The organism is Polynucleobacter sp. MWH-HuK1 (assembly GCF_018881815.1).
In the GTDB taxonomy this organism is placed as follows: Bacteria; Pseudomonadota; Gammaproteobacteria; order Burkholderiales; family Burkholderiaceae; genus Polynucleobacter.
Genome location: NZ_JACVPP010000001.1, coordinates 1067521 through 1092577 on the forward strand (window position 1 = coordinate 1067521; position 25057 = coordinate 1092577).

The window sequence follows — 25057 nt, forward strand, 5'->3', positions numbered from 1 at the left end:
TTGAGGGTTTAAAAGAAAAGGGGCCACACTAGGGCCCCATTGTAAAAACCGTTGCTCGAGTATGCTTCAAGCGAGCATCAAGCAGCCTCTTTAACTTCCTCAATAACCAGCTTGGAATTGCCGCCAATAAGAATTTTGCGTGGTAGCTTCTCTTCGGGGATGACATTCTCTAGCTTAATGATGAGAAGGCCATTCTCGACATCTGCCGAACGCACAATTACTGTTTCTGCTAGGGTAAAGTCATGACTGAAGTCACGATTGGCAATTCCTTTATGGAGATATTCGCCGGCCTGATCGGCTTTTACCTTGCCAACAACAGTCAGCTTATTGCCTTCAGCAGTAATATCAATTTCCTCATTTTTAAATCCAGCTACTGCAATTTCAATAACGTAGTCGCGTTCATTTTTTTTGATGATGTTATACGGAGGATAGCTTTGTGCTTTGCTAACGGTTTCTCCAGTATTCATCTCTTCAATTGCATCAATTAGTCGATCAAAGCCAACAGAGCTTAGTAAAACATTTCTACCAAATGGATAAGTCATCGTTTTCTCCTTAATTTCAAGCAAGTTCACAATTTCCTAGACCCCGAAGGCATCTAGTTAAGGAATATTTAAGGGTGGTTTTTTTGAATTTCAAGGGGCTTGAAATTGAATTTTTTAGCCCATAAATAAAAAATTGATGGCATCAATTCCATATTGAAACTGGGGGCATTCCCCTTCGCCATCTTTAAAGAATGTATTAGCCAACTGACTGTATGGAGAAGAAATGCTTGAAACTAACCATTTAGAACTCCAGGAAAGCGACCGGGAGCTCATCACTAGGCCTGAGCTTAAGCGCTTGATCTTGGAATACCTACAAAAGAGAAGTCGAAAAGAGATTTTGCTGGAGGAGCCGGGCTCCTTGGAATAGGCCATTAGAAGGGCTTTGGGGTCTTGAAATGACAAAAATTATCCCCAAATAAAGGAAATGATCTTATTTATGGGAAACGATAAATGACTGTTGCTACTAAAGAAACTTTGGGATTTCAGGCGGAAGTAAAGCAGCTTTTGCAGCTGATGATTCACTCCTTGTATTCCAATAAGGAAATCTTCCTAAGGGAGCTCATCTCCAATGCCTCAGATGCGGCTGATAAATTACGTTTTGAGGGTATTGCTCATCCTGATTGGTACGGTGATGATCCTGAGCTCAAAATAAAGGTCGAATTTGATAAAGCCGCAAGAACGGTAACCATTTCGGATAACGGAATTGGCATGAGCCGAGAGGAGGTAATCAATAATTTAGGCACTATTGCGCGCTCTGGTACCAAAGAGTTCTTCTCAAAGCTGTCTGGTGATCAGCAAAAAGATGCCGCATTAATTGGCCAATTTGGCGTAGGTTTTTATTCTGCCTTCATAGTGGCCGACCGAATTACTGTGGATACTCGCCGTGCGGGGTTACCTGCTTCCGATGGTGTTCGTTGGGAGTCTGACGGCTCTGGTGAGTTCACAATCGAATCGATCGACCGCCCCCAGCGCGGAACATCTATCACCCTGCATCTGCGCGAAGGGGAGGATGATTTCCTTAATAGTTATCAGCTCAAGTCGATTATTTGCAAGTACTCAGATCATATCTCTTTGCCGATTCAGATGCGAAAAGAAGAGTGGGATGCGGATAAAAAAGAACAAGTTATCAAAGATGAGTTAGAGAGCATTAATCAATCATCTGCATTATGGGTACGTAATAAGTCTGAAATTACCGAAGAGCAGTACAACGAGTTTTATAAACATCTTTCTCATGACTATGAGAATCCTCTATGCTATTCATTAAATCGCGTAGAAGGTAGAAGTGAGTTTACTCAGCTACTCTATGTTCCATCTCGTGCTCCATTTGATTTATGGGATCGCAATAAGCGCGGAGGCATCAAGCTCTATGTAAAGCGGATATTCATCATGGACGATGCTGAAAAGCTCATGCCTATGTATCTGCGTTTTGTCACTGGCGTGATTGATTCAGCCGACCTTCCTCTAAATGTTTCCCGTGAGATCTTGCAAGAGTCGCGCGATATTAAAGTCATTCGTGAGAGTTCTACTAAGCGCGTTCTTAGCATGCTAGAAGAATTGGCCAATAGCGATGATGAGACTAAGAAAGAAAAATATCGCACGTTCTGGACCCAGTTTGGTCAAGTGCTAAAAGAGGGTGTGGGCGAGGATCAGGCTAATCAAGAGCGCATTCTCAAGCTTCTGCGTTTTGCTAGCACTCATATTGATTCAGCAGACCAAGCGGTATCGTTAGCTGACTATGTCTCTCGCATGAAGGAAGGGCAGGATAAGATTTACTACGTCACTGGTGAATCTTTCAATGCCGCAAAAAATAGTCCACATTTGGAGATCTTCCGCAAAAAAGGTGTTGAAGTGTTACTGCTTTCAGACCGTGTCGATGAGTGGATGCTCTCTTTCATCTCCGAATTTGATGGCAAGCAACTAGCATCGGTTGCTAAAGGCGGTTTGGATTTGGGTAGCCTGAGTGATGAAAAGGAAAAGAAAGAGCACGAGGAAACTGAGAGGCAATTCAAAGACCTGGTTGAACGCATGAAAAAAGTGTTGGAGGATAAAGCAAAGGATGTGCGTGTTACATTCCGTTTGACAGATTCTCCTGCATGCTTGATTGCCGATGAGAACGAGCTTTCAGGTAACTTATTGCGCATGTTAAAAGCCGCTGGTCAAAATGCTCCAGACATGAAGCCAATTCTTGAGATTAATCCAGAACATCCTTTGCTATTAAAACTCAAGAGTGACGATAAGCAATTTGATGACTGGACCAATCTCTTATTTGATCAGGCACTCTTAGCAGAGGGTGGGCAGCTTAGTGATCCGGCGAGTTTTGTGAGGCGGATGAATCAGCTGCTATTAAATTGATCTTCTAAAGATCGTCTCTAGTGCGGGTGTCGTATAACGGCTATTACCCTAGCTTCCCAAGCTAGAGACGAGGGTTCGACTCCCTTCACCCGCTCCAGAATTTAGCCCCATGGATTGAGTAAGAAAATCCATTTTCAGAAGATCATTATTTAACTAGTAGGTCTTGCATTATTCGATATGGTGACCAGCCAGAATAGGCTTGTTTATCGGGTATAGTTTTGATAATTCGCAACCTTTTTCAATCTCTATCCAAAAGAATATGAAAACACTTCTCACGCTTTTGCTCGCTACATTCGCTTTAGGCGGTTTTGCTAATACAGAGAAACCAACAGCAAAAATTGAATCGGGCAATCTTCAAGGCACAACCGAATACAGCATGATTGCCTTTAAAGGCATTCCGTATGCCGCCCCACCAGTAGGCGATTTGCGCTGGAGACCGCCGCAACCAGCGGCATCTTGGACTGGCACCCGTGATGCTTCTAAATTTGGCGATTCTTGCCCCCAGCCATATTTGAAAAACTTAAGTGTTGATTTGGCATTGCCAGGCAATGAAGATTGTTTGAAGCTCAATGTGTTTACTCCACAAAAGCCAGGCAAGGATCTGCCGGTAATGGTTTGGATTCATGGTGGCGGTTTATTGGTAGATGGTTCTAAAGATTCGCAATTTCAGCCAATTGGCTTGGTCAAGAACGATGTTATTGTGGTGACTTTTGATTACCGTCTTGGCGCACTTGGTTTTTTTGCTAATAAAGAGCTAGTTGCAGAAGCTAAAACAAAAGGTGAGCCCGTTGGTAACTACGGCACGATGGATCAAATTGCTGTTCTCAAATGGGTTAAACGCAATATTGCAGCTTTTGGAGGCAATCCAAATAATGTGACTATTTTTGGAGAATCTGCTGGTGGTCGAAGCGTGAACTGGTTGATGACGTCAGAAGCAGCGAGAGGTTTGTTTCATAAAGCAATCTCCCAAAGCGCAGAGCAAAGTCCATTGCGTGGTACCACGGAGGTTCGTTATGGCAAGCCCCCGCTTACGGAAATTTCTGCAAACTATATGAAAACGCTAGGTGTATCTTCTTTGAGAGAGTTAAGAGCCTTGCCTGCTAACAAGTTGGTTTTGACTGCAGATCAATTTGAGAGTGGAGGATTTGGCGGCGCATCTATTGATGGCCAAATAATTCCAGGCGACCCCATCACTTTGTTTGCAGCTGGAAAGCAGGCAAAAGTTCCTTTCATCATTGGCACTAACTCTTGGGATTCCAGTCTTTTAGCGCCAGGTCAGCCACCATTGGCAGATGTGCAAAAAATGTTCAATATCGCACCTAAAGATTTTGAGAGGCGTTATGGCAATCTCAAAGATAAGTGCATCTTGTCATCCGATATCTTGGGAGATATTGTCTTCAGGGCTAGTACAAAGTTTTTGGCTAACAGCATGAATGGTATTGCGCCTGGCTATGCATACTACTTTGACTACCTTACGCCAAAGATTCGCCCCGCTTATCCAGGCACTCCTCACACCTTTGATGTTACGTATGTCTTTGGTAGCTATCCGTTGATGCCTCAAGCGCCTAAAGCAATGGAGTCGTCTGCAAATCGTTGTGCGACCATTGAAAAGGCGAATGCAGAAATGAAGAAAAGTATTTGGGCAAAGTATTGGTTCCCAATTACCGATAAAAACGATCCTCAGGACAAAGCTATGTCTGAAAAAATGTCGGCTAGCTGGACTACATTCGCTAAGACTGGCAATCCTAATGTTGAAGGGCAAGCTAACTGGCCTATCTACAACCTAAAAGATGATGTCATGAGACATTACTCTGAAAATAGTCAAACTATTACCGGTATGCTTAAAGAGCGAGTAGATTATCAGATGCCAAATTTGAAGAAATTATTCGATTTAAAGTAATTTCATCGCATTCAAATGATTTATTTGTATTAAATACCATCCCAAGGGGTGGTATTTTTTTGAGATAGCAAACCAATTAAAAATATGAGATATCTACTATGCATATTGATGGCGATATGCCACTCCTTTGCACAAGCGGAGGATTTATTTGTGCCAGTTGCTGATTTTGCTAATGACTCACAGCAATTGACAAAGGGCAAGGTGCTTGAATTTTGGGGTTACCACAACTACCAAGGCGATGATAACTATCAAAACACTCTTAAATTGCGTTACTACAATCCCTTGGAAGCAGGAGATTGGGTTGGTCGCTTCCGTCTTGATACCTCTGTTGTATCAAACTACAACTCAGTATTGCCTTCAAATAACAATGGCCAATATAGTGCTGGCAACACGATGATCACAGTATGGGGTCAGGATCGAACATTCTTGCGATCACTTGGTGCATTGGTTGGTGGGAGAGTGACAATGCCATTTGGAAATAATGGTCAATGGGCGATAGGCCCACAACTAAGTTGGAATTTTAAGCCAACTGTTGACACAATCCTGCGTGTAACCGACTTCTCGCCATTGATTCGTTATATGTATGGTTTCGATACAAAAAATAATAGCCTCACCATTAACCCAAACCAGCCCCCACTACAAAGAAGCCTGCAACTGTTCCCTACCGCTGGCTATCAACTTGACACCAATACGATGCTAAGGCTTTGGGAGGAAAATCCTATTATCTATAATTCAGCTGGTGGTGGTTGGTTTGTGCCGATTGATGCAATGATCGCTCATCGACTCTCAAAAAATTGGGTTGTTGCAATAGGTGGAAGCAAGCAACTTGTTCAAACTTATAAACAATATGACTGGTCTTCTTACGTCAAGATTTCTTTTAATTTTTAGGCGTTAGTTTCTTATCTTAAGCAGATGGGATGAATCCCATATAAACAAAAAACCACTGGACTTCAAAGACTCCAGTGGTTTGTCACTCAGAACTACCAGAAAATTAAATTAAATTCATCATCGCCAATGTTGCTTTAATAACTTGATTATTGGTATCGTTAAAAAGAGATGGGGTTGTGAAATGAATATAGCCTGGCATTCGATAAGCGCCCGCAAGGCGGCTATAGGATTGCAGCTTCGTTGCCCAATCACCCGACTGCATTTGCATATAAAGACTTTCATTGCCGCCGCAAGTAATGATGACCGGGCACTTTACATTTTGAGGGAAGTTGACTGGACTAAAGTCTTTTACCTCTTGCGGTGTGAGCTTTAAGAACTGCTGTCTCATTGAGAGAGATACTGGATAGAGATCTGTCCATCCACTAAGAATGGAGCCGCCTTTGAGTAGGTTCGCTGGCAATCCTTGCTTGTCCCACTCTGTAACTAACATCATGTTTGCCAGATGTCCGCCAGAAGAATGGCCTGATACGTATAGTTTATTTGGATCACCGCCAAATTGTTTTGCGTTTTTATAAACCCACGCAACAGCTTTACGGCATTGAGCTACTAAACCTGTCATGGTGTTTGGTGGGATGTTATCAAAGCCAACCGATATATAGATTGCGTTATTTAAAAGAAAGGGTACCGCTTGTGTTGAGTAATTGTTTTTGTTATCAAAGTCCCAAGACCCACCATGGAAGAAGATCATTACTGGTAGACCTGATGCATATGCAGGAGCAAATACATCTAGTTTTTCTGCATCACCAGGACCATAAGATAAAGTCTTTGGCGGATACTGAGCCCTCACTTTTTCGCTATTGGTAGTATAGGATTCGGCAATTTTCTTCAGTTCAGGTGGAGGGGGCAAATAAGGGCCTTGGTTGAGCTGGTCATTTAGCTGGCTGACGGTCCAACCTCTAAACACAACCTTTTCTTCTTGGGCCATCAGCCCAAAGGTTGGCATCGCAGCAAGTGCCGAGCCTGTTAATAGGAATTTTCTACGTAAATTATTAGGGGTTGTCATGGGTGGTCTCTCCTTCAAATATGCTTCAATAATATATAACTTCTTAATAGGGCGTGAGACTGGGTTATAGTTTTTATCATTCATCATCTCATCAGAAAACTACCCATCTGCATATGAAAAAAATCCTTGCATATCTCATGCTATTAGTTAGTGCTATTACTTTTAATAGCTTTGCTAGCTCAGGATTACCCACGGTTACCGTGGAATCGGGCTCATTGGAAGGCAGTACCGAATACAGCATGAACGTTTTTAAAAATATTCCCTATGCAGCTCCGCCGGTTGGTGATCTTCGTTGGCGTCCTCCGCAACCTGCTGCTTCTTGGGCTGGTATTCGTGATGCATCGAAATTTGGTGATTCCTGTCCGCAACCCTATCTCAAAAATGAAAGCAAAGGTCTTGGCCTGCCTGGTAATGAAGATTGCTTAAAACTCAATGTATTTACTCCGCAAAAGCCGGCTAAAGATCTGCCGGTGATGGTGTGGATTCATGGCGGCGCTCTCCAGATGGATGGCGCCAGAGATCCTCTCTATACGCCAATTAACTTGGTTAAGAACGGTGTCATCGTTGTGACATTTGATTACCGTTTAGGCTCCCTGGGGTTCTTTGCCAGTAAAGAACTCATTGCAGAAGCTAAAGCAAAAGGTGAGCCCGTTGGCAACTACGGCACGATGGACCAAATTGCCGTTCTTAAGTGGGTTAAGCGCAATATTGCCGCTTTTGGAGGCAATCCAAACAATGTGACTATTTTTGGTGAGTCTGCAGGTGCCAGAAGTGTAACTTGGTTAATGGTGTCCGATGCGGCTAGAGGTTTATTTCATAGGGCAATTGCAGAGAGTGCACAGCAAAGTCCTATCCGTGGCTTAGACCAAAGGCGTTTGGGTTTGCCTCCAGGGACTGAAGTTGCCGCTAAATATATGGCGACACTAGGCGTGAAATCATTGAAGGAAATGAGAAGTTTGTCAACTCAGCAGCTAGTGCTAAGTCCCGCCAATTTGAAAGCAGGAGAGTTTGGCAGCTCTATGATCGATGGTCAAATCATCAAGGGTGACCCCATTCCCCTCTTCGCTGCTGGTCAGCAAGCGAGAGTACCATTCATGATTGGCACCAACTCTTGGGATGCAAGTCTTTTTACATTCAATCAACCTCCTTTAGAGGCTCTCGCAAAGAGCTTTGGAGAGGATCCAAGAATTGTTAATCAGCTATATAGCCATATTCCAGAGAAGTGCGCCGTATCAGCAGATCTCATGGGGGATATGTTATTTCGTGCAAGCACTAAATTTTTAGCGGATCGCATGAATGGTGTAGCGCCAGCTTACGCTTATTACTTTGATTACCTCACTCGAAATATTCGCCCAGCCTACCCCGGCGCTCCTCATGGATTTGAATTGAGTTTTGTATTTGGTACTAATGCATTAGCTGCCCAAGCGCCCAAAAAGATGGAATCCTCTGAAAACCGTTGCGCATATATTGAAAAGGCTATTGCAGAAAATAAGACTGGGGCTATCTGGCCTGGTTATATGTATCCCACTACCGATAAGTATGATCTGCAGGATATTGCAATTTCTGAAAGGATGTCTGCAAGCTGGGCTCAATTCGCAAAGACAGGAAACCCGAATATAGAAGGACAAGCAAATTGGCCTATCTATAACCTGAAAGATGATGTGATGAGAAGTTTTTCTCCAAATGACGAATTGATCAAAGGCATGCTGAAGGAGCGCGTAGACTATCAGCTGCAGCATTTGAAGGGTCTATATACTCACCATTGATCTGAGAAACTTGCTACCAACAGATAAAAAATAGCAACATTTCAAAATCGAACATATTAATAGGCTATGCAATAGGCTATGAGTATTAATAATGATTAATTCATACGATTTTGCTTGCTATTGGGTATTAAAATTAAAATTCTTAAAAATAAATTCTAAAAATATGTCTATATTCCTGAAAAATATTCTTCTTGTTTGCCTGTTGTCAATTTCAACATTTTTCTCTTTAGCTTCTGCGGCCGAGATAAAAGTAGCTGCTGTTGAATTTAATCCCACCCCAAAAGATGTTGATGGAAATATTCAAGGAATAGTGAAGGCTGCAATAACAGCTTCAAACAATGGCGCCAAGCTTCTGGTCTTCCCGGAATTTTCAGTGACTGGATTTGGTTATATTCCGAGTGGCCCAAATGATTTTGACACTATTCCGGGTAGAGCAACAGCTGCAATTCAAAAAGTAACTAGTAAATACAATAACTATGTTGTAGTTGCAATGTATGAGTTAGATAAAGATACTGGTGTCATTCATAATGCTGCAGCATTAATTGGTCCAAAAGGCCTTGTTGGTAAGTATCGTAAGAACCAAATTCCTGCTGGAGATTATGAAGTAGCGGCGCCAGGCAACTTAGGATTTCCTGTATTTAATACTGATATTGGAAAAATTGCCCTTCTCATTTGTTTTGACGACAGTCGTCTGCAGTCTTTATTGCTGCCGAGTATACGTGGTGCGGACATTCTTGCGACACCTATTGGCTCAGACACCCTGCCAAAATATGAAAAGATGAGTAATAGCAATCATTCGACTATTTCAAATATTGCAGTTTTAGCTGGTTGGACGGGGATGAACGTAGTTGCCAGTAATCAAACGGGGATAGTTGAATTTCCGAAGCTTGGTCTTACTGATCAGCTTACTGGGGGTTCTACTATTTGGGATAACAACGGCAAACAGCTTGCTCATTCAAAGGTCTCTACATGGACTAAACCATTGCCAGCCGAAACAATTTACGCAACGATTGATCCAGCAAAAAAGAGTGAGCAAAAGACCTATTGGTTAAAGCATCGTCGTCCAGAGTTATATGGTGCTTATAACCTATATAAAGCACCCGTGGATAGCGCTGCAAACAATACACAAAATCAAGTCTCTGCTCTTTTGGTTCAATACGAGCCAAGTAATGGCAATGTGGAAGCAAACGCTAAAAAAGTAGATTCGCTCATTAGTCAAAATCAAAGTGTTTTTAATCTTGCTGTATTGCCCTTCAACTCCTTTTTAGGAAATGTGAAGTTAAGCAAAAATAATATTGGGCAATACGCAGAGCAATTGAATGGTAAGAGTTACACATTAGCATCTGACCTGGCAAAAAAATATAAAACCTATCTCTTATTATCCATGCCAGAAGTAGACGGCGGAAAATATTACGAGACAGCAATTTTGTTTGATTTCAATGGCAAGCAGACTGGCATTTATCGTAAGTCCCACCTCAATGATGAAGAAAAAACATGGGCTAGCGCAGGTAATAGCCTACCGGTATTTAATACGGAGATTCTGGGTAAAGTAGCAATTATGCTGAATGATGAGGTCCGAATTCCTGAGCTGGCTGATGTTTATGGCTTAAACCGCGCTGATTTAATTCTGATACCTACTGCTTATGATGGCAAACAGTACGGTAGTGAGGTGAACATCCCCAAGGGATTGGTTCCGGATGCAAGTAATCGTGGTATGAACTTCTGGTATGACATTGCGAAGTATTCTCAGGCGTATACATTGGTGGCAAACTACCAGCAAGACTCGAATAAGGAATATTTGCGAAGTGCTGTTTATTCTTTGGTTCCAGAGGTGGGGTACTTCCCACCTAGTATTGCTCCGCACAAGGAGATTGCTTATCAGTCACTATTCACAACCCACGCAAACAATACCTTGTGGATTAACCAGCATGATATGGTGGTGGGTAGGCGCTATGACTTGGCTATGCCTTTAACACTCAACATGCAAGGTGATTGCTTTAAAGAGTGGCAAGCAAACTCCACATCTAAATTAGTATGCAAAGGACAGTAGGGACATTACCTCTGAAAATAAAAAAGCCACCCATTGGGTGGCTTTTTATCTGCTCGCAAATTTAAGTGGCTATACAAGATCCATCATGGCTAATGTGGCCTTAATGATTTCATTATCTTTATTCGTGAATAGAGACGGCATTTGGTAGTGGTTGTAATTAGCAACTTTGTATGCGCCAGCAAGACGACCATGAGACTTAATTTTCTTTGCCCAGATTTGAGATTGCAGTTGCATATAAGGACTTTCTGACCCCCCACAAGCAACAATTACAGGACAAGTGATGTTCTGCGCATAATCAACAGGGGTATATTCCTTGATGTCCTTGGCCGTCAGCTTTAAGTACTTTTGTCGTACTGAGAGTGAGTCGGGATAGAGGTTTGTCCATCCGCTTAAGATTACTCCGCCTTTGATTAGATTGGCAGGAAGCCCCTGTTTTTTCCATTCGGTAACAAGCATCATACTAGCCAAATGCCCTCCGGAGGAATGTCCGGATACATAAATATTGTTCGGGTCCGCTCCAATTTGCTTTGCATTCTTAAAGACCCAGGTAACAGCACTGCGAACTTGCCCAACTAAACCAGCCATTGTGTTTGGTGGAATATTGTCAAACCCAATGACAACGCAGATTGCGTTTGATTGTATGAATGGGATAGCTAGGGATGAGTAGAGTTCTTTCGTGCCCATACTCCACTCGCCTCCATGGATGAAAATCATGACTGGCAGATCCTTAGCATTAGCGGGTGCAAATACATCTAACTTTTCATTGGCGGATGACCCGTATGAAATTGTCTTTGGTGGATATTTGGCTCTAACCTTTGCCCCGTTCTCAGACAAGGTATCCAAAATTTTGTTTAATTCAGGAGCAGGAGGTAAGTAGGGCCCTTGATCTAGCTGATCATTTAGTTGGCCATAAGTCCAGTCCATAAAGACTTTCCTTTCTTGAGCCATTAATCCAAATGTAGGCATCGCAGCAAGCGCTGAGCCAGCTATTAAGAATTTTCTACGTAAATTGTCAGGGGTTGTCATTGATAGCCTCTTCATCGACTGAGTAGCAATACTATAAGCAATTTCCAAAGAAAAAGCACCTGGATTTCGCTAGAGGCTTTTGTATAAATGGAGGGTCGGGCGAGATTCGAAATCGCGACCAAAGAGGTTTGCAATTTCTGATTGTCTTATACCCTGTTTTAAGTAAATAATTAAGTATTAATACTTCTCTACGCCTATTGCAAATCTTAATATTGGGCATATTCATGTTTGCTACATTGCGAATTTATTTTTTTAACGCCTATTAAGTAAGGTTGTGATCAATGAAGGATTCAATTAAATGGTTAGCTGTAGTCTTAATATTATTTTTCGTGATTTTTGTATCCGTGGATAAGTTGCTTTGTAATAAGTGGAAATATCATGACTACGCTGCCGGAATAGATCGTAGTTTGTCCTGTTTTTGGAATTAGTGCTTTTAAATTATCAAGAAAATTGTGATGTTCTTACAGTGAGAAGTCTGAGAAAGAGCCGTCTTTTTGTCGGAGCCTTGGAAATGATGGAGATTTGCTTTAGGAGAATTAAAATTGATTAAAAAAAATACATTAAAAAAAATAAATTTTCCAGAGTACATTTTTGGAGCTATCCATGCGTTTATTTTGAAAAACAAAGGGAGAACGTTTCGCCAAAAAGTTTTCTCGCTTTTAAATCCAACCCCAACATCTGGGCATCTTCATCGCATTGTCGATCATCTTATTATTATTTCGGTATTGGTTTCTGTGATTTCTGTCATCCTGGAGACGGTCTCATGGATTCATGCCCCCCTTCAAAAAACGTTTTATTCAATCGAAATTTTTACAGTAATTATATTTACGCTTGAGTATTTAGGGAGGGTCTACTCATGCTGTGAGATGCCTGAATATCAAGATCCCATCTTAGGAAGACTAAGATACATGCTCTCGATTGGCGCATTAATTGATCTTGTTGCGATAGCACCATTTTTTATTGGTCTCGCATTTCATGAAACATACGATTTGCGATTTTTGCGTGTCTTCAGGTTGTCTCGACTATTGAAGTTGACGCGCTATACCGGAACTCTCAATACCATGTACAAGGCCATCTACCGTGAGCGCCGTGTATTGTTTGCAGCGGCATTTATGATGGTTTTGTTGGTCATTCTCACGGCAAGCCTGGGCTTTGAGTTTGAGCATACCGCGCAACCTGATAAGTTTGAATCTATTCCTGATGCGATGTATTGGGCTGTTATTACACTTGCTAGCGTAGGGTATGGTGACTTAACTCCAATTACACCAATAGGCAAGGCAATGACAGTTGTTATAAGTTTAATTGGTATTGGTATTTTTGCCATTCCAGCCGGTTTAATGGCATCGGCTTTTACTGACCAATTGCGGATTGATCGCGAAGCGTTTGAAAATGAATTTAGGGAGGCTATTTCTAAAGGTAAGTTATCTTCAAGTGATCATCTTGCTTTGGAGGCAGAGGCAGAAAGATTGCATTTATCCAAAGAAGATGTTAATCGAATAACCGATAAAGTGAAGAGTGAGTTAATGAGTAATGGCGGCACCTTGCCAGAGGGGGTGGCTCCAGAAATTATTTTTGAAATGTATCGACGGCAAGTTAGTCATCTGAAAGTGTTTTCGTTAAGCAAGCATGCAGAATGTTTGAATATGATGGTTCAGGAAATCGAGCATGCAACTGAGTTGGAGCGTGAAATATGGCTCGTATTAAATAAAAAATTGAATTAGAGCGCTGGGTTCACTATTCGGTTGAGAGCGATCACTCGAGAGCAATTTTTTGTCAAAGTGGTTACACAGATCGTTTGTTGAGTCCGTACAGCAAGCACATTCCAAATAACCCATAAGAAAAGTCGCCCGAAAATGGCCATATAACTGGTAGGGTGGCTGAGATTCGAACTCGCGACCAGCGGATTAAAAGAGCAGTTTTAACGCCGACACACTCAACTTAACACAAAGATATACTGGTTTAGTGCCGAGTCAAACGGATGCTTAATTGTTTACTAGTCCAGTTGGTTGGAACATTGGACTCATAATTCTTTGGCTCTGGGTTCAAGTCAATTAATTGGAGAAAAGGTCACAACCCGGGTGGGTTTTTTCTGTAGTTGCTGCCGTAAGTCACCTCGGGTACATGCCATGCTAAAAATAGGCCCTATTTTGTCCCGCATTGACTGCAGTCAAGCATGTTTCAGACCTAGTTTTCTATCATTTATTAAAAGAGTAGATGGGTGAAAAACACATGGAATTCGAAATACCAGAACCCCTGGCCAATGCGCTACTTGGAATGATTAGTGAGGGTTCACCGCTCGCTAAGCGGCTGAGCGACCACGGCCTTTCCCAAGGTAAACGTGTGGTGCCTAGCCACCTTTTCGACGCCAGTTCACTGAACACACTCTACAGTCTGTGCCGCACGGCCAACGAGCGTGAGCTGATGTTCCAAATGTTGGCGCTGGATAATATCCACGCTGCGCCGGCTGCTCGAGGGATCCCCAGCTTGGAGCATCTCATCCCTGGTCTGATCGCCTGGCTTTCGCGTGACATGATCGATGGCTGGCTCTATAAGCTCGGCAAGGACGGTGTGTTGCTGCCTTGGCTAGTCCATTCTATGCGTTATGTCCAGCCTGTTGATGGTGCAGCTTACGTCATCATCGGCCTTCTTGCTAATACCTTGCAGTCTGCAGAACGGGGGCCGGTTGCCGATCCCAGGTTAAGGCGCACGGGCATGACTTACAGCATCACCTTTTATGCCGAAGATATTCTGGATCGCACGATTCCCGAATTGATGACGGGTCATGGTTATTTTAAGGAATGTGCGGAATTCAAAAATGAATACGAGACACACCTAAAGCGTTTCATGCAGATACAGCCGAAGTTTGGTGCGCAGTTTACTGTTTCTGGCTCAGTCTGGATGTCCAGCGAGGGGCCTCGTCCACAACTTGAATGTATACGGCTGCAGGCAGGCACAACGGCCCGCTGCGTCAATGACGAAGAGTTGTTGGAGCGTCACTTTGATACCACCGCCGATGCAGCCTTCTGGCGTGGAAGCGGTATTAGCGAAGGTTTTGAGCGGATTCCTCAACATTGTTATTTACACCTATTTCACTTGGATTACCACCACAACGTGTGGGCGCATGTGCAAAATGTTGAAGCATATCGTTACAAGCCAGAATTGCGTGACAAGCTGGTTCTGCCTCATGCTCATCGGGACCTGATTGATATCTTGACCGCTGATCGTAACTTCCTAATGGAGGATATTGTCGAGGGTAAGTCGGGCGGTACAACCATACTGTGCAAAGGTGCGCCTGGCTTAGGCAAGACGCTGACAGCAGAGGTTTATGCTGAGGTTGTCGAGAAACCACTATATCGCGTACATTCTGGTCAACTCGGCGTAACGGCAAGTTCAGTGGAGGCCAACCTTTCTAAAATCCTCCGGCGCGCGGCGCGCTGGGATTCGGTGCTGTTGCTTGACGAGGCCGACGTTTACATTCGTCGCCGTGACAACGATCTACAGCACAACGCTATCGTGGCTGAGTTTTTGCGTACCCTCGAGTACTTCAACGGTTTGCTGTTCATGACCACCAACCGCGTAGCCGACATTGATGACGCCGTCTTGTCGCGCTGCATCGCCATCATCCAGTTCGAGACGCCGACGCAAGTGCAGGCGAAGCAACTATGGAAATCGCTAGCGCAACAGTTCAACACCGAACTGCCCGACGACCTAGTTGAGCGCTTGATAACAACCTACGCAGCTGCCAGCGGTCGCGATATCAAGGAGTTACTCAAGCTGACGCTCAAGTTTTGCAAGGGTAAGAATTTGTTGCTCAGCGAGGAAGCTTTTGCTCAATGCGCAGCATTTCGCAGCATCGGTAATCCCGTCTAAGATGGAGACGTTCGATGCATCTTTCCTAGGGGATTCGCTACTGGGTCGGCTCAGTTTTCGACCCGGCGCTGTACCTGATAAGCAAGCCTTGCCCGCTGGTCGTCACAACCTCGGCATTGCTAGCGAGCGTGATGCTGTATTGATCGTGCCGGAGGGCCTACAGCCTGGAGTTCCAGTTCCTCTGCTCGTGATGTTTCATGGGGCTGGAGGAAGCGCCGATAAGGTGCTGCCATTTGTGATCGATCATGCGCATCAGCATGGCTTTTTACTTTTGCTCCCTCAGTCTCTGTTTCCAACTTGGGACATAGTCGTAGGTGGTAACGGCCCAGACCTAGAGCGGCTGGACAAAGCGCTGCACGAAGTGGCATCACGCTTTTTGATCAATCCATCCCACTTAGGATTTGCTGGGTTTTCAGACGGAGGAAGTTATGCCTTGTCAGTAGGCGTTACCAATGGTGACATCGTTAGTCATGTGATTGTGTTTTCCGCAGGCTTTATGTCAGTCCTTCAGCAAAATGGTGCGCCTCGTATTTTCATTGCTCACGGGTTGGAAGACGAGCAGCTGCCAATTGAAACTAGTGCGCGTCCTCACGTAACCAAACTTAAGGTCGCAGGATATGACGTAACCTCAGTGGAATTCAGGGGTCCCCACCACATCGAGCCGGCAGTGGTTGCATTGGCAATTGATTTCTTCCTGGAGCCGACGGCGCAGCCCTAACAAGCCACACTTAGTACACAGAAATTCTCGCGGAATTAGTTGAGATTCGAGCTCGTTACAAATGGATTAAAAGAAGTCGTGGGTCTTCGTTTACCTATATTTCTATTAACTTAGCTGGCGGTAAAAACTGGTGTGCGATTGACTGTGCGATTGCTTTTTGGTGCAAAGTTCGAATCTGTGGGTCGGATTTCGAGCTTTTGAGCGTTACTTAAGTAACGGTAGGGAACTTTGAGATTAATTAGTTAATAGCCCTAGATTTTGCTTTATATTTATTGGTTCGAGGCTCCCTAACTCTCCAATAGAACGAATTCACCGAGGCTGAGTTTTTCTCTGAATTGGGAAAATGAAAATTTAGCCTTACATTTTCCTGAGCTAAGTATTTCAATTTTCCCCTCGGGCGTTAAGTTGGCTTGATACTCTCCGGCCGGAAATAGCGTTTCAGCAAGATTGTCTCTTGCAGTGGATTGGGCATTCAGAATTAGCCCTTTTGTTAATACGATACGCATGTGCCATCATATTTTTCAAAAGCGCATGTCGCATTTTCATTTGCACTCTTTCATCACTCAGATGCACCAAGTTGGATCTCAATTTATCCACTTTAGACCAAGGTGCTTCTAGCCGGACAATTTAGCCTCAAAAAAGTTTGGGATCTTAAACGCACTTACTTAGTGCAGCTAACTTTTCATTGCTATGTAAAAAGTTCTTTGATTAAATAGTAGGTAATTTCTGCAATGCAGCAATAACTCTTGGTAGCTAATTATGAAATTAATCACCGCAATTATTAAGCCATTTAAGTTGGATGAAGTTCATGAGGCTCTTGCGCCTCTTGGTATTCAAGGTATGACTTCATATGATGTACATGGATTTGGTCGCCAAAAAGGGCATACCGAGCTTTACCGAGGTGCTGAATACGTTATCGACTTTTTGTTAAAGCTAAAGATTGAAGTGGCTGTCAGTGATGAATTGTTGGATGACGCTATACGAGTGATTTCGAAAGCTGCATACACAGGAAAGATTGGTGACGGTAAGATTTTTGTTACCCCACTTAATGAGGTTATAAGAGTTCGAACAGGAGAGTCTGGCCCTACTGCTCTATAGGCTTGACGGTAACTGCCACGTTTAAAGTATGGTCTGCTCCACCATGTATCACACCTCTAATTGGAGAGACATCGGTGTAATCTCGGCCTTGTGCTAGGTGGACATAATCCTCTCCTGGTGTTTGGTAGCCCCAGCGATTATTTGTCGGGTCAAGATCACACCACAAACCAGTAGATAGCTGTCCGTTTGTATCAACGCTTGGAATATATATAGATGCCCAGGCGTGAGAGGCATCTCCACCAATCAAGCGAGCTTGGCCAGGCGGGGGATTTGTCAAAATATACCCACTGATATATTTGGCCGGTATCCCAATACTTCTTAATGTGGCTATTAAGATATGGGAAAAATCTTGACATACTCCTTGACGTTTATTTAAAGCCTCTAAAGCGGGCGTTCCAATGTGTGTGCTTTTGGCTGCATATTGAAATTCTCCATAGATGCGTTGTGTCAAATCAATCGCCGCTTCAAGGAGTGGCCTCCCATTCGTAAAGTTTGCCCTCGCAAAGTTTATAAAGTCAGTGTGAGGGGCAATAAAAGGAGAAGGAAATAAAAACTCAGATGCGGCATCCCATTTAGAGCTGGAGTGATATCGAAAATACTCTCGCACTAGTTCCCATGAAGGGGTATCTGATGGCTTTGGCCCTTCTGTGCAGCCACTAGTTTCAACAACTGAATTCGTAGTGATGCAGAGCTCGGTGTGTCTATTTTGAAGTGAAAAGAAAGTGCAAATATTGCCAAAATTATCTACATTTTCTTGGGACCATGCGGGGATGGGTTGAACTTCAATTTTTGTATTGACTACCTGTTGAGTGGTAGTAGATGCAGGCTTGAGATGAGCGAAATGCTGCGCAATTTCTACATGAGGATCATAGAAATACTGAGTATCGTGGATTATCTCTAGCAACATAATCAAAAATATTTATAACTGAACACTGTAATCGCTTTTATGAATTAAATTAAAGTAACGCGCGCTGATTTCATCGGATACATGCCAAGCAGACTGAGATACAGCACTTAAACAGTTTGTTAAGTTCATAAAATTACCAAATGCATCAGTACAGGATAGGTTATACAGGTCGTATTCTTGGGGATTAGAAACGCTACGAGTTAATTCATCTGGATTATTCCGCTGTGTTCCGGCTAGTTTTGATAGTCTAGCTCGCAGTGCCTTGGTAACCCATGCCAATGAACGGGGATTTTCATCATCCAGAACTAGTAGACTTACAAGCGGCGCAATTTCGCGACTTTGTTGGTGCTGTGCTTGAAAAGTGATTGTACTGTCGAATAGATTCAGTAAGGCTGTATAGCCGGAGCTATCGGTGTTGGGGTTGTATAGCAATCCCATTCGGATGGCGGAGTCTAAAACTGTTGTTAGAAATGACAAACGCTCTATATGACGACCGATCGAGAGGAGTTGCCAACCATCGTCGCGCGTCATGCGGTCGGTTTGAGCTCCTGTTATGGCTGCAAGTGAGATGCTTGCTCGCTTTAAAGCATCAATCGCTAGCGTAGAAGAAAAGTCATTGTTGAAAATCGCTTTATGGCAATCCTGTTGAAACTCTTCAATGCAATGATTTATTGTGCTCCACTGTTCGATTGAAAGTCTTTCTCTAACAGTGGAGGCAGTACGTTTCATCGCATTGAGATTGAATCCTACGCTAGTGACATTTTCCGTCATACTTAGCGAGTTGATCAGTGTTCTTTCAAATACGCGGTGACGAGTATCTCCTTGACTGAAATTACTTGGCACTCCTTCTGGTACCAGGCCATATTGATTACAGAGATGCTCCAGCCATACCCATAAAGAGTGCGATGGCGTGTATTCGCTATTAATATTTTCTAAATATAGTTTGGCTAAACGAAGAATATTTTCACTTCTCTCCGTATATCGACCAAACCAATAGAGATTTTCAGCGGCGCGGCTTGTCACAATCCGCTTTCGCAAAATGTGATCTTTATTTGCCTCTTGATGTGGGTGTGTTTCCAGCAATGGTTCGGTAGTGTTGCCCTGGACCCATACGTCAGCACTACTGCCACCCCTTTGCATAGAAGCGATACCAGAATCATCGCTTGCAATTCGGGCCAATCCGCCCGGAAGAACTTGCCACCCCCCAGATTCATCACTAAGAGCAAATACTCGCAGCATGTATGAGCGTGGTTCTATCAACGATGGATCATTCACATTCAGGGCATTAAGCCAAGTTGGCATTTTTGCGAGAGGTATGTAAGTCTGAACAGTGTGTTCATCAGGTTGACGAGTAATTTTGCCAACCCATTCATCTAGGTGTGCTTGCGATAAATCAAGACCTAATGTGGACTCATAAGTCTGATGGCCATCACCATTGGGGTAGGTTGGCTTAATGGCGCTATTTCGTAAGTTTGGAATAGCAGAATCTAGAGCAGCTCTTTCGCCGCACCACCATGTGTCCATTGCGGGTAGCTGAATTTTTTCCCCTAGCAAGCGTTCGCTGATGCCGGGTAGAAAACCCAAAAGAGCGGGGGATTCTAAAAACGCCGAGCCGGGCGCATTTGCCATAACGACGTTGCCTGCGCGAATAACCTGTAATAAACCAGGAACACCCAGTGTAGAGTCAGTGCGTAACTCAAGTGGGTCCAAAAATTCATCATCTACTCGCTTGAGTAATATATCAACCGGCGCTAAGCCACGAACCGTTTTAAGGTACAGGCGTTGATCACGAACGGTGAGATCTCCGCCCTCTACTAGTGTTAAGCCAAGATAGCGGGCAAGATAGGCATGTTCAAAGTAAGTTTCGTTATACGGACCAGGCGTAAGCAATGCAATGTGTGCGTTAGTACCAGCAGGACTCTCTTGCTTTAATGCATCAATTAAATCCCTGTAAGTACTAGCTAAAGGAGCAATATTCATTCGCTCATAGGCCTTGGGAAATTGCCTTGCGATGAGATTGCGGTTTTCTAGCAAATATCCCAGGCCTGATGGTGCTTGAGTTCGCTGAGAGAGTACTGACCATTTTCCTTCTGGTGTTCTAGCTAAATCAAAAGCGATAATATGTAAATGCTTACGGCTATCAAAATTTGCGCCGTACATAGAGCGCAAATAGCCCGGATGTCCATAAACTAATGCTGGTGGAACTAAGTTTTCTTTCAGTAAATTCTGTGGACCATATACATCTTTAATAATGCTTTCTAGTAGCTTGGCCCTTTGTAAAATTCCCGATTGAATTTCTTGCCAAGATTTGGGGGTAATGATCAGTGGAAAAAGGTCGACAGACCAAGGGCGTTGTGGACCAAATTCATCGGCGTATACGTTATAGGTAATGCCGTTATCACGAACTTGTCGATTCAGTTCTAGGGTGCGCTGATCTAAATCAGAAAGGCCTGATGGCCCAAGCTCTTGAAAAAATAATTGCCAATGGGGCAGCAGAGCATTTGAGTGCCCCCTTAATTCATCGTAGTGCCCCTCTCTTGCTTTAGGTGCTTGGCGGGCAATGTCCTCCACCAAGGAGGGGTCTGCCGAAAATTTCAATGAATTTATCTGAGAAGAGTCCACAGCCTATTGTCTCATCGACGCATATCTAGCGTAAATGGAAATTCTTTGCTTGCTGTCTGTTCAATATTTGCTTGGATCCCCTCGATCTTGCCCGGCGTGTGCCCCATACGGAAGAAACGAGCAAGTCGTCGGCTTTCTGCTTCATAGGCATTGACTGGAAAGGTGTCGTAGTTGCGTCCGCCTGGGTGGGCTACATGGTATTGGCAGCCACCAACAGAACGTTTCATCCATGTATCAACCATATCGAATACCAGGGGGGCGTGCACTCCAATGCTGGGATGCAGACTTGAGGGTGGATTCCATGCTTTATATCGAACGCCTGCGACATATTCTCCTGCAATTCCAGTTGGCTGAAGTGGCAATGGTTTACCGTTGCAAGTAATGGTGTATCGACTTTGATTAAGACCGGTTATGCGCACCTCGACGCGCTCAATAGAGGAGTCAACGTAACGTGCAGTGCCTCCAGCTACACTTTCCTCTCCCATCACGTGCCAGGGTTCAAGTCCATTACGCAAGGTAATCTCGGTTCCCATAGTTTGCACTTGGCCAATTAAAGGGAAGCGGAATTCCAGATGTGGAGCAAACCATTCTGATTTGAAGTCATACCCATATTGCTGCATCTCCTCGATCACATCATCAAAGTCCATTTTGATAAAAGTTGGCAATAGACAGCGATCATGTAACTCTGTTCCCCAGCGGGTTGCGGGAGCTAAGTAGGGTTCATTCCAAAATCTCGAGATTAGCGCCCGAATAAGTAGTTGTTGAATAATACTCATTTGTGCATGCGGTGGCATCTCAAATGCGCGAAGTTCTAGTAAACCTAAACGCCCTGTTTGGCTATCTGGGGAATACATCTTATCAATGCAAAATTCACTACGATGTGTATTGCCTGTGACATCAATCAAAATATTACGTAAGGTGCGATCAACCAACCAAGGTGGCATGCTAGTGCCATATTTCTTACGATTCTCGTGAATCTCTTTGAGTGCAATTTCTAGTTCATAAAGTTGATCGTTACGAGCTTCATCTACACGTGGCGCTTGGCTGGTGGGGCCGATGAACATGCCGCTGAAGAGGTAGCTTAAGCTAGGGTGGTTGTGCCAATACAAAATCAGACTAGCTAAAAGCTCTGGCCTACGTAAGAAAGGACTATCAACTGGGGTTGCTCCACCCATTACAAAGTGATTGCCACCGCCTGTCCCAGTATGGCGTCCATCTGTCATAAATTTTTCCGCTGACAGGCGGGACTTAAAGGCGGCTTGATATAAAAACTCGGTATGTTGAACTAGTTCATCCCAGTTATGGGCTGGGTGAATATTGACTTCAATCACACCGGGATCAGGTGTAACTTGCAACAGCTTGAGTCTTGGATCTCGCGGAGGCGGGTAGCCCTCGATGACGATTTGGAAATTTAATTCTTGTGCGGTCGCTTCAACCGCCTCTAATAAATTAAGGTAATCCTCTAAGCGTGCGAGGGGCGGCATAAAAACGTAAAGTGCGCCATTTTTACCCCCATGCTTATTTTCTGCATCTGGACCATTAGCCCGCATTGGATCGCGAGTCTCAACACATAAAGCAGTGCGAGTAATCCAGGCAGCAGACTCTTGTTGTTGTGGGTAGCGAGTAGCTTTTGCTTGGCTCCAGATAGTTTTACCAATTCCCAAAGCTGAATCGGATGTATTTTTACTTAAGCTCGGCTGTTGCTGAATGACTTGTGCATTTTTTGGTAATGCTGTCCTAGGAGCAAAGGGATCTTGCTCGATCATGTATGGGTAATCGGCTTTACTGGTCCAAGGTAAGGAGTCAAGCGGTAGACGATAGCCCATCGGGGAGTCGCCAGGTAGGAGATATAGTCGATCCTCGCGATAGAACCAAGGGCCTGTACTCCAGCTAGTATCAAAGTAGTTTTGACCCTGATTTGCCTCAATAGGCAATACATAGCCAATCTCAGAATCGAGCTTTTGTGTAAATACACGCTTTAAACGCGTGCGCTCCATCTCATCATCTAAATTTGATTGAAATGGGTCAACATTTACAGGAAGCTTGGATTCTCTCCACAAGTAATAAAAGATATCTTCAAAAGCGGGCTCAATGAATTTATCAGCTAAGCCTAATTTATTGGAAAGTGTGTAGATAAATTTCTTTGCATCATTGTTGGTATATGTGATGGGATGGCGCTCATCTGCAAAGAGCTTGGGATTCTTCCATATGGGGTGACCATCAGCCCTCCAATAAATAGAGAGCGCCCAGCGTGGTAACTGCTCTCCTGGATACCATTTGCCTTGACCAAAATGTAAGAATCCGCCATCGCCATATTCTTTGCGCAAGCGCTCTACTAAATCAGTTGCATAACCACGTTTTGTTGGACCCAATGCATCAACGTTCCATTCACGTTCATCACGACCATTCACAGAAACGAAAGTAGGCTCTCCACCCATGGTTAAGCGCACATCACTAGCTACCAGTTTTTGATCAACTTTGTGCCCTAATTCAACGATAGCCTGCCACTGATCTTCTGTATAAGGTTTGGTAACGCGTGGAGACTCATAGATTCGTGTCACATCCATAGAATGTTTAAATTCAACTTCGCATTTATCCACACCACCTTCTATAGGTGCTGCTCCCGAAGGCTCTGGAGTGCATGCAACAGGAATGTGACCTTCACCAGCAAATAAGCCTGATGTCGGGTCTAAGCCAATCCATCCAGCACCCGGCAAATAAACTTCGCACCATGCATGAAGATCAGTGAAATCTACTTCTGTTCCGCTTGGGCCGTCTAGGGCCTTTACATCAGGCTTTAACTGAATAAGGTAGCCCGATACAAAGCGCGCAGCTAAACCACTTAGACGCAACAAATTGACCATCAGCCATGCGGAATCACGACACGAACCACTGCGTAAATCTAATGTCTCATCCGGAGTTTGAACACCAGGTTCCATGCGAATGAGGTATTGAATATCTTGTTGAACCTTCTGATTGAGCTTTACTAAAAAATCAATCGTCCTCATTTCGTTGCGATCAATTGCTTTGAAATACCTATTTAGGGTTGCGTTTCGTATTTTCCCAAGATAAGGGCTTAATTCTTTTTTAAGCTCTGAGTTATAAGTAAATGGATAATTTTCAGCATCTGGCTCTAAGAAGAAGTCAAAAGGGTTGTATACCGCCATTTCGGTTACTAGATCAACTGTAACTTTGAATTTTTTTGTTTTTTCAGGAAATACCAAACGTGCTTGGTAGTTTGCATAAGGATCCTGTTGCCAGTTAATAAAGTGACCCTCAGGCTCAACCTTGAGTGAATAAGAAAGAATATGACTTCGGCAATGTGGTGCGGGCCGGAGTCGAACAATTTGCGGACCAAGTTCAACTAAGCGGTCATAGTCATATTCTGTAACGTGATGAAGGGCGGCGTGGATAGACATGATTAAAAGTCTATAAGTTCACTAGAAGAGTGCATTTTGGGATCGCACTTCAATAGTGCGGCATCGAGTGGTATGCCCAAAAAAGGGAAAAAACTGGTCAAAAACAGGGCATAGATTTGAATCTCGCAAATCTAGAGAGGTTAAGTTGTAGTTGCATTCTTTAAAGAAGGTAAATATGCCTAAGCAAACCACTCTAACGATTAGCAGCAAAAACTATTCTTCATGGTCTTTGCGTGGCTGGTTAATGCTCAAATTATCTGGTTTGCCTTTTCAGGAAGTCGCAGTGCACCCTGATGATGTAGATAATCGAGCAGAGTTGCTACTTCTCTCTCCATCCATATTGGTCCCGCGTTTAGATCATGATAGATGTAGGGTATGGGACACCATGGCCATAGGAGAGTATCTTAATGAGCTAATGCCAAAAGCTCAGCTTCTTCCTAAGGATCCTAAAGCAAGAGCGCATTGTCGATCTATTTGTGGAGAGATGCATTCTGGATTTTCAGCAATGCGTGCATCCTTGCCGATGAATATCAAAGGAAAATTTGAGTCATTCAAAGTTTGGTCAAAGGCACAAATTGACATCAATCGTATTTTAGTAATTTGGCAAGATTGCCTCTCTACATATGGTGGCCTATATCTCTTTGGTGATAAGCCAACCTTAGCTGACGCAATGTTTGCGCCAGTCGTTACAAGATTCCTGACTTATAACGTTGAAATTGATGATGCCAGTAAACGTTATTGCGATCGCATTATGGCAATGCCAGAAATGAAGGAATGGGTGATGGGCGCCCTTGAAGAACCCGATGATATCGAAGAGCTTGAAGTGGAGTTTTGAT

Annotated in this window: 16 protein-coding genes and 1 tRNA gene; 11 read left to right on the forward strand and 6 right to left on the reverse strand. The window is 43.7% G+C overall.

Annotation, left to right across the window (positions count from 1 at the left end):
• Window positions 1–77 precede the first annotated feature (77 nt).
• Window positions 78–542 carry an Hsp20 family protein gene (locus tag ICE93_RS05610; RefSeq protein WP_216186375.1) on the reverse strand — a complete coding sequence of 155 codons (465 nt, stop codon included), beginning with the start codon at window positions 540–542 and terminating at the stop codon, window positions 78–80.
• A gap of 450 nt (window positions 543–992) precedes the next feature.
• Between ICE93_RS05610 and htpG the strand changes: the two genes are divergently transcribed.
• The 4 genes from htpG (at window position 993) to ICE93_RS05630 (ending at window position 5682) form a co-directional block, all read left to right on the forward strand.
• Window positions 993–2894, forward strand: a complete 1902-nt coding sequence (gene htpG / locus ICE93_RS05615; RefSeq protein WP_216186377.1) for a molecular chaperone HtpG — start codon at window positions 993–995, stop codon at window positions 2892–2894.
• A gap of 22 nt (window positions 2895–2916) precedes the next feature.
• A tRNA-Gly gene (locus ICE93_RS05620) sits at window positions 2917–2991 on the forward strand.
• Window positions 2992–3153: 162 nt separating this feature from the next.
• Window positions 3154–4794 (forward strand): carboxylesterase/lipase family protein, encoded by a 1641-nt coding sequence (locus tag ICE93_RS05625; RefSeq protein ID WP_216186379.1) that lies wholly within the window; start codon window positions 3154–3156, stop codon window positions 4792–4794.
• Between the two features lie 84 nt (window positions 4795–4878).
• Window positions 4879–5682, forward strand: a complete 804-nt coding sequence (locus ICE93_RS05630; protein WP_216186381.1) for a hypothetical protein — start codon at window positions 4879–4881, stop codon at window positions 5680–5682.
• Window positions 5683–5785: 103 nt separating this feature from the next.
• On the opposite strand, the gene ICE93_RS05635 is transcribed toward ICE93_RS05630, so the two are convergent.
• A complete protein-coding gene (locus ICE93_RS05635) occupies window positions 5786–6745 on the reverse strand; it encodes an alpha/beta hydrolase (RefSeq protein WP_216186383.1) in 960 nt (319 codons plus the stop codon).
• 113 nt (window positions 6746–6858) lie between these two features.
• Between ICE93_RS05635 and ICE93_RS05640 the strand changes: the two genes are divergently transcribed.
• Both ICE93_RS05640 and ICE93_RS05645 read left to right on the forward strand, forming a co-directional pair.
• Window positions 6859–8511, forward strand: a complete 1653-nt coding sequence (locus tag ICE93_RS05640) for a carboxylesterase/lipase family protein (protein WP_216186385.1) — start codon at window positions 6859–6861, stop codon at window positions 8509–8511.
• A gap of 163 nt (window positions 8512–8674) precedes the next feature.
• The gene (locus tag ICE93_RS05645; protein ID WP_216186387.1) at window positions 8675–10561 is read left to right on the forward strand and encodes a carbon-nitrogen hydrolase family protein; all 1887 of its coding nucleotides are present in this window, start codon (window positions 8675–8677) and stop codon (window positions 10559–10561) included.
• 69 nt (window positions 10562–10630) lie between these two features.
• On the opposite strand, the gene ICE93_RS05650 is transcribed toward ICE93_RS05645, so the two are convergent.
• A complete protein-coding gene (locus tag ICE93_RS05650) occupies window positions 10631–11587 on the reverse strand; it encodes an alpha/beta hydrolase (protein ID WP_216186389.1) in 957 nt (318 codons plus the stop codon).
• Between the two features lie 542 nt (window positions 11588–12129).
• Between ICE93_RS05650 and ICE93_RS05655 the strand changes: the two genes are divergently transcribed.
• The 4 genes from ICE93_RS05655 to ICE93_RS05670 all read left to right on the forward strand — a co-directional run bounded on the left by ICE93_RS05655 (window position 12130) and on the right by ICE93_RS05670 (window position 17273).
• Window positions 12130–13308 carry an ion transporter gene (locus tag ICE93_RS05655; RefSeq protein WP_216186391.1) on the forward strand — a complete coding sequence of 393 codons (1179 nt, stop codon included), beginning with the start codon at window positions 12130–12132 and terminating at the stop codon, window positions 13306–13308.
• Window positions 13309–13816: 508 nt separating this feature from the next.
• Window positions 13817–15457 carry an ATP-binding protein gene (locus ICE93_RS05660; protein ID WP_216188288.1) on the forward strand — a complete coding sequence of 547 codons (1641 nt, stop codon included), beginning with the start codon at window positions 13817–13819 and terminating at the stop codon, window positions 15455–15457.
• 1 nt (window position 15458) lies between these two features.
• Complete coding sequence (locus ICE93_RS05665) at window positions 15459–16175, forward strand: alpha/beta hydrolase (protein ID WP_216186393.1); 717 nt, start codon at window positions 15459–15461, stop codon at window positions 16173–16175.
• A 759-nt stretch (window positions 16176–16934) separates the two neighbouring features.
• Window positions 16935–17273 carry a P-II family nitrogen regulator gene (locus ICE93_RS05670; RefSeq protein ID WP_216186395.1) on the forward strand — a complete coding sequence of 113 codons (339 nt, stop codon included), beginning with the start codon at window positions 16935–16937 and terminating at the stop codon, window positions 17271–17273.
• On the opposite strand, the gene ICE93_RS05675 is transcribed toward ICE93_RS05670, so the two are convergent.
• From ICE93_RS05675 to ICE93_RS05685, 3 genes are read right to left on the reverse strand one after another with little or no spacing between them, the layout of a single operon-like run.
• A complete protein-coding gene (locus ICE93_RS05675) occupies window positions 17260–18180 on the reverse strand; it encodes a transglutaminase family protein (RefSeq protein ID WP_216186397.1) in 921 nt (306 codons plus the stop codon). The genes ICE93_RS05670 and ICE93_RS05675 overlap by 14 nt on opposite strands.
• Window positions 18181–18192: 12 nt before the next feature.
• Window positions 18193–20778, reverse strand: coding sequence for a circularly permuted type 2 ATP-grasp protein (locus ICE93_RS05680; RefSeq protein ID WP_216861306.1), 2586 nt, complete (start codon window positions 20776–20778; stop codon window positions 18193–18195).
• A 35-nt stretch (window positions 20779–20813) separates the two neighbouring features.
• Window positions 20814–24221, reverse strand: a complete 3408-nt coding sequence (locus ICE93_RS05685) for a DUF2126 domain-containing protein (RefSeq protein WP_216186401.1) — start codon at window positions 24219–24221, stop codon at window positions 20814–20816.
• 175 nt (window positions 24222–24396) lie between these two features.
• Between ICE93_RS05685 and ICE93_RS05690 the strand changes: the two genes are divergently transcribed.
• Entirely contained in the window at window positions 24397–25056 is a 660-nt protein-coding gene (locus ICE93_RS05690) for a glutathione S-transferase family protein (RefSeq protein WP_216186403.1), read from the forward strand.
• Window position 25057 lies beyond the last annotated feature (1 nt).

Coding starts and splice junctions, on each gene's coding strand:
- ICE93_RS05690 (WP_216186403.1), top strand. CDS start 24,397: ATGCCTAAGCAAACCACTCTAACGATTAGCAGCAAAAACTATTCTTCA.
- ICE93_RS05685 (WP_216186401.1), bottom strand. CDS start 24,221: ATGTCTATCCACGCCGCCCTTCATCACGTTACAGAATATGACTATGAC.
- ICE93_RS05625 (WP_216186379.1), top strand. CDS start 3,154: ATGAAAACACTTCTCACGCTTTTGCTCGCTACATTCGCTTTAGGCGGT.
- ICE93_RS05675 (WP_216186397.1), bottom strand. CDS start 18,180: ATGTTGCTAGAGATAATCCACGATACTCAGTATTTCTATGATCCTCAT.
- ICE93_RS05640 (WP_216186385.1), top strand. CDS start 6,859: ATGAAAAAAATCCTTGCATATCTCATGCTATTAGTTAGTGCTATTACT.
- ICE93_RS05650 (WP_216186389.1), bottom strand. CDS start 11,587: ATGACAACCCCTGACAATTTACGTAGAAAATTCTTAATAGCTGGCTCA.
- ICE93_RS05645 (WP_216186387.1), top strand. CDS start 8,675: ATGTCTATATTCCTGAAAAATATTCTTCTTGTTTGCCTGTTGTCAATT.
- ICE93_RS05610 (WP_216186375.1), bottom strand. CDS start 542: ATGACTTATCCATTTGGTAGAAATGTTTTACTAAGCTCTGTTGGCTTT.
- ICE93_RS05635 (WP_216186383.1), bottom strand. CDS start 6,745: ATGACAACCCCTAATAATTTACGTAGAAAATTCCTATTAACAGGCTCG.
- ICE93_RS05670 (WP_216186395.1), top strand. CDS start 16,935: ATGAAATTAATCACCGCAATTATTAAGCCATTTAAGTTGGATGAAGTT.
- ICE93_RS05665 (WP_216186393.1), top strand. CDS start 15,459: ATGGAGACGTTCGATGCATCTTTCCTAGGGGATTCGCTACTGGGTCGG.
- ICE93_RS05630 (WP_216186381.1), top strand. CDS start 4,879: ATGAGATATCTACTATGCATATTGATGGCGATATGCCACTCCTTTGCA.
- ICE93_RS05660 (WP_216188288.1), top strand. CDS start 13,817: ATGGAATTCGAAATACCAGAACCCCTGGCCAATGCGCTACTTGGAATG.
- htpG (WP_216186377.1), top strand. CDS start 993: ATGACTGTTGCTACTAAAGAAACTTTGGGATTTCAGGCGGAAGTAAAG.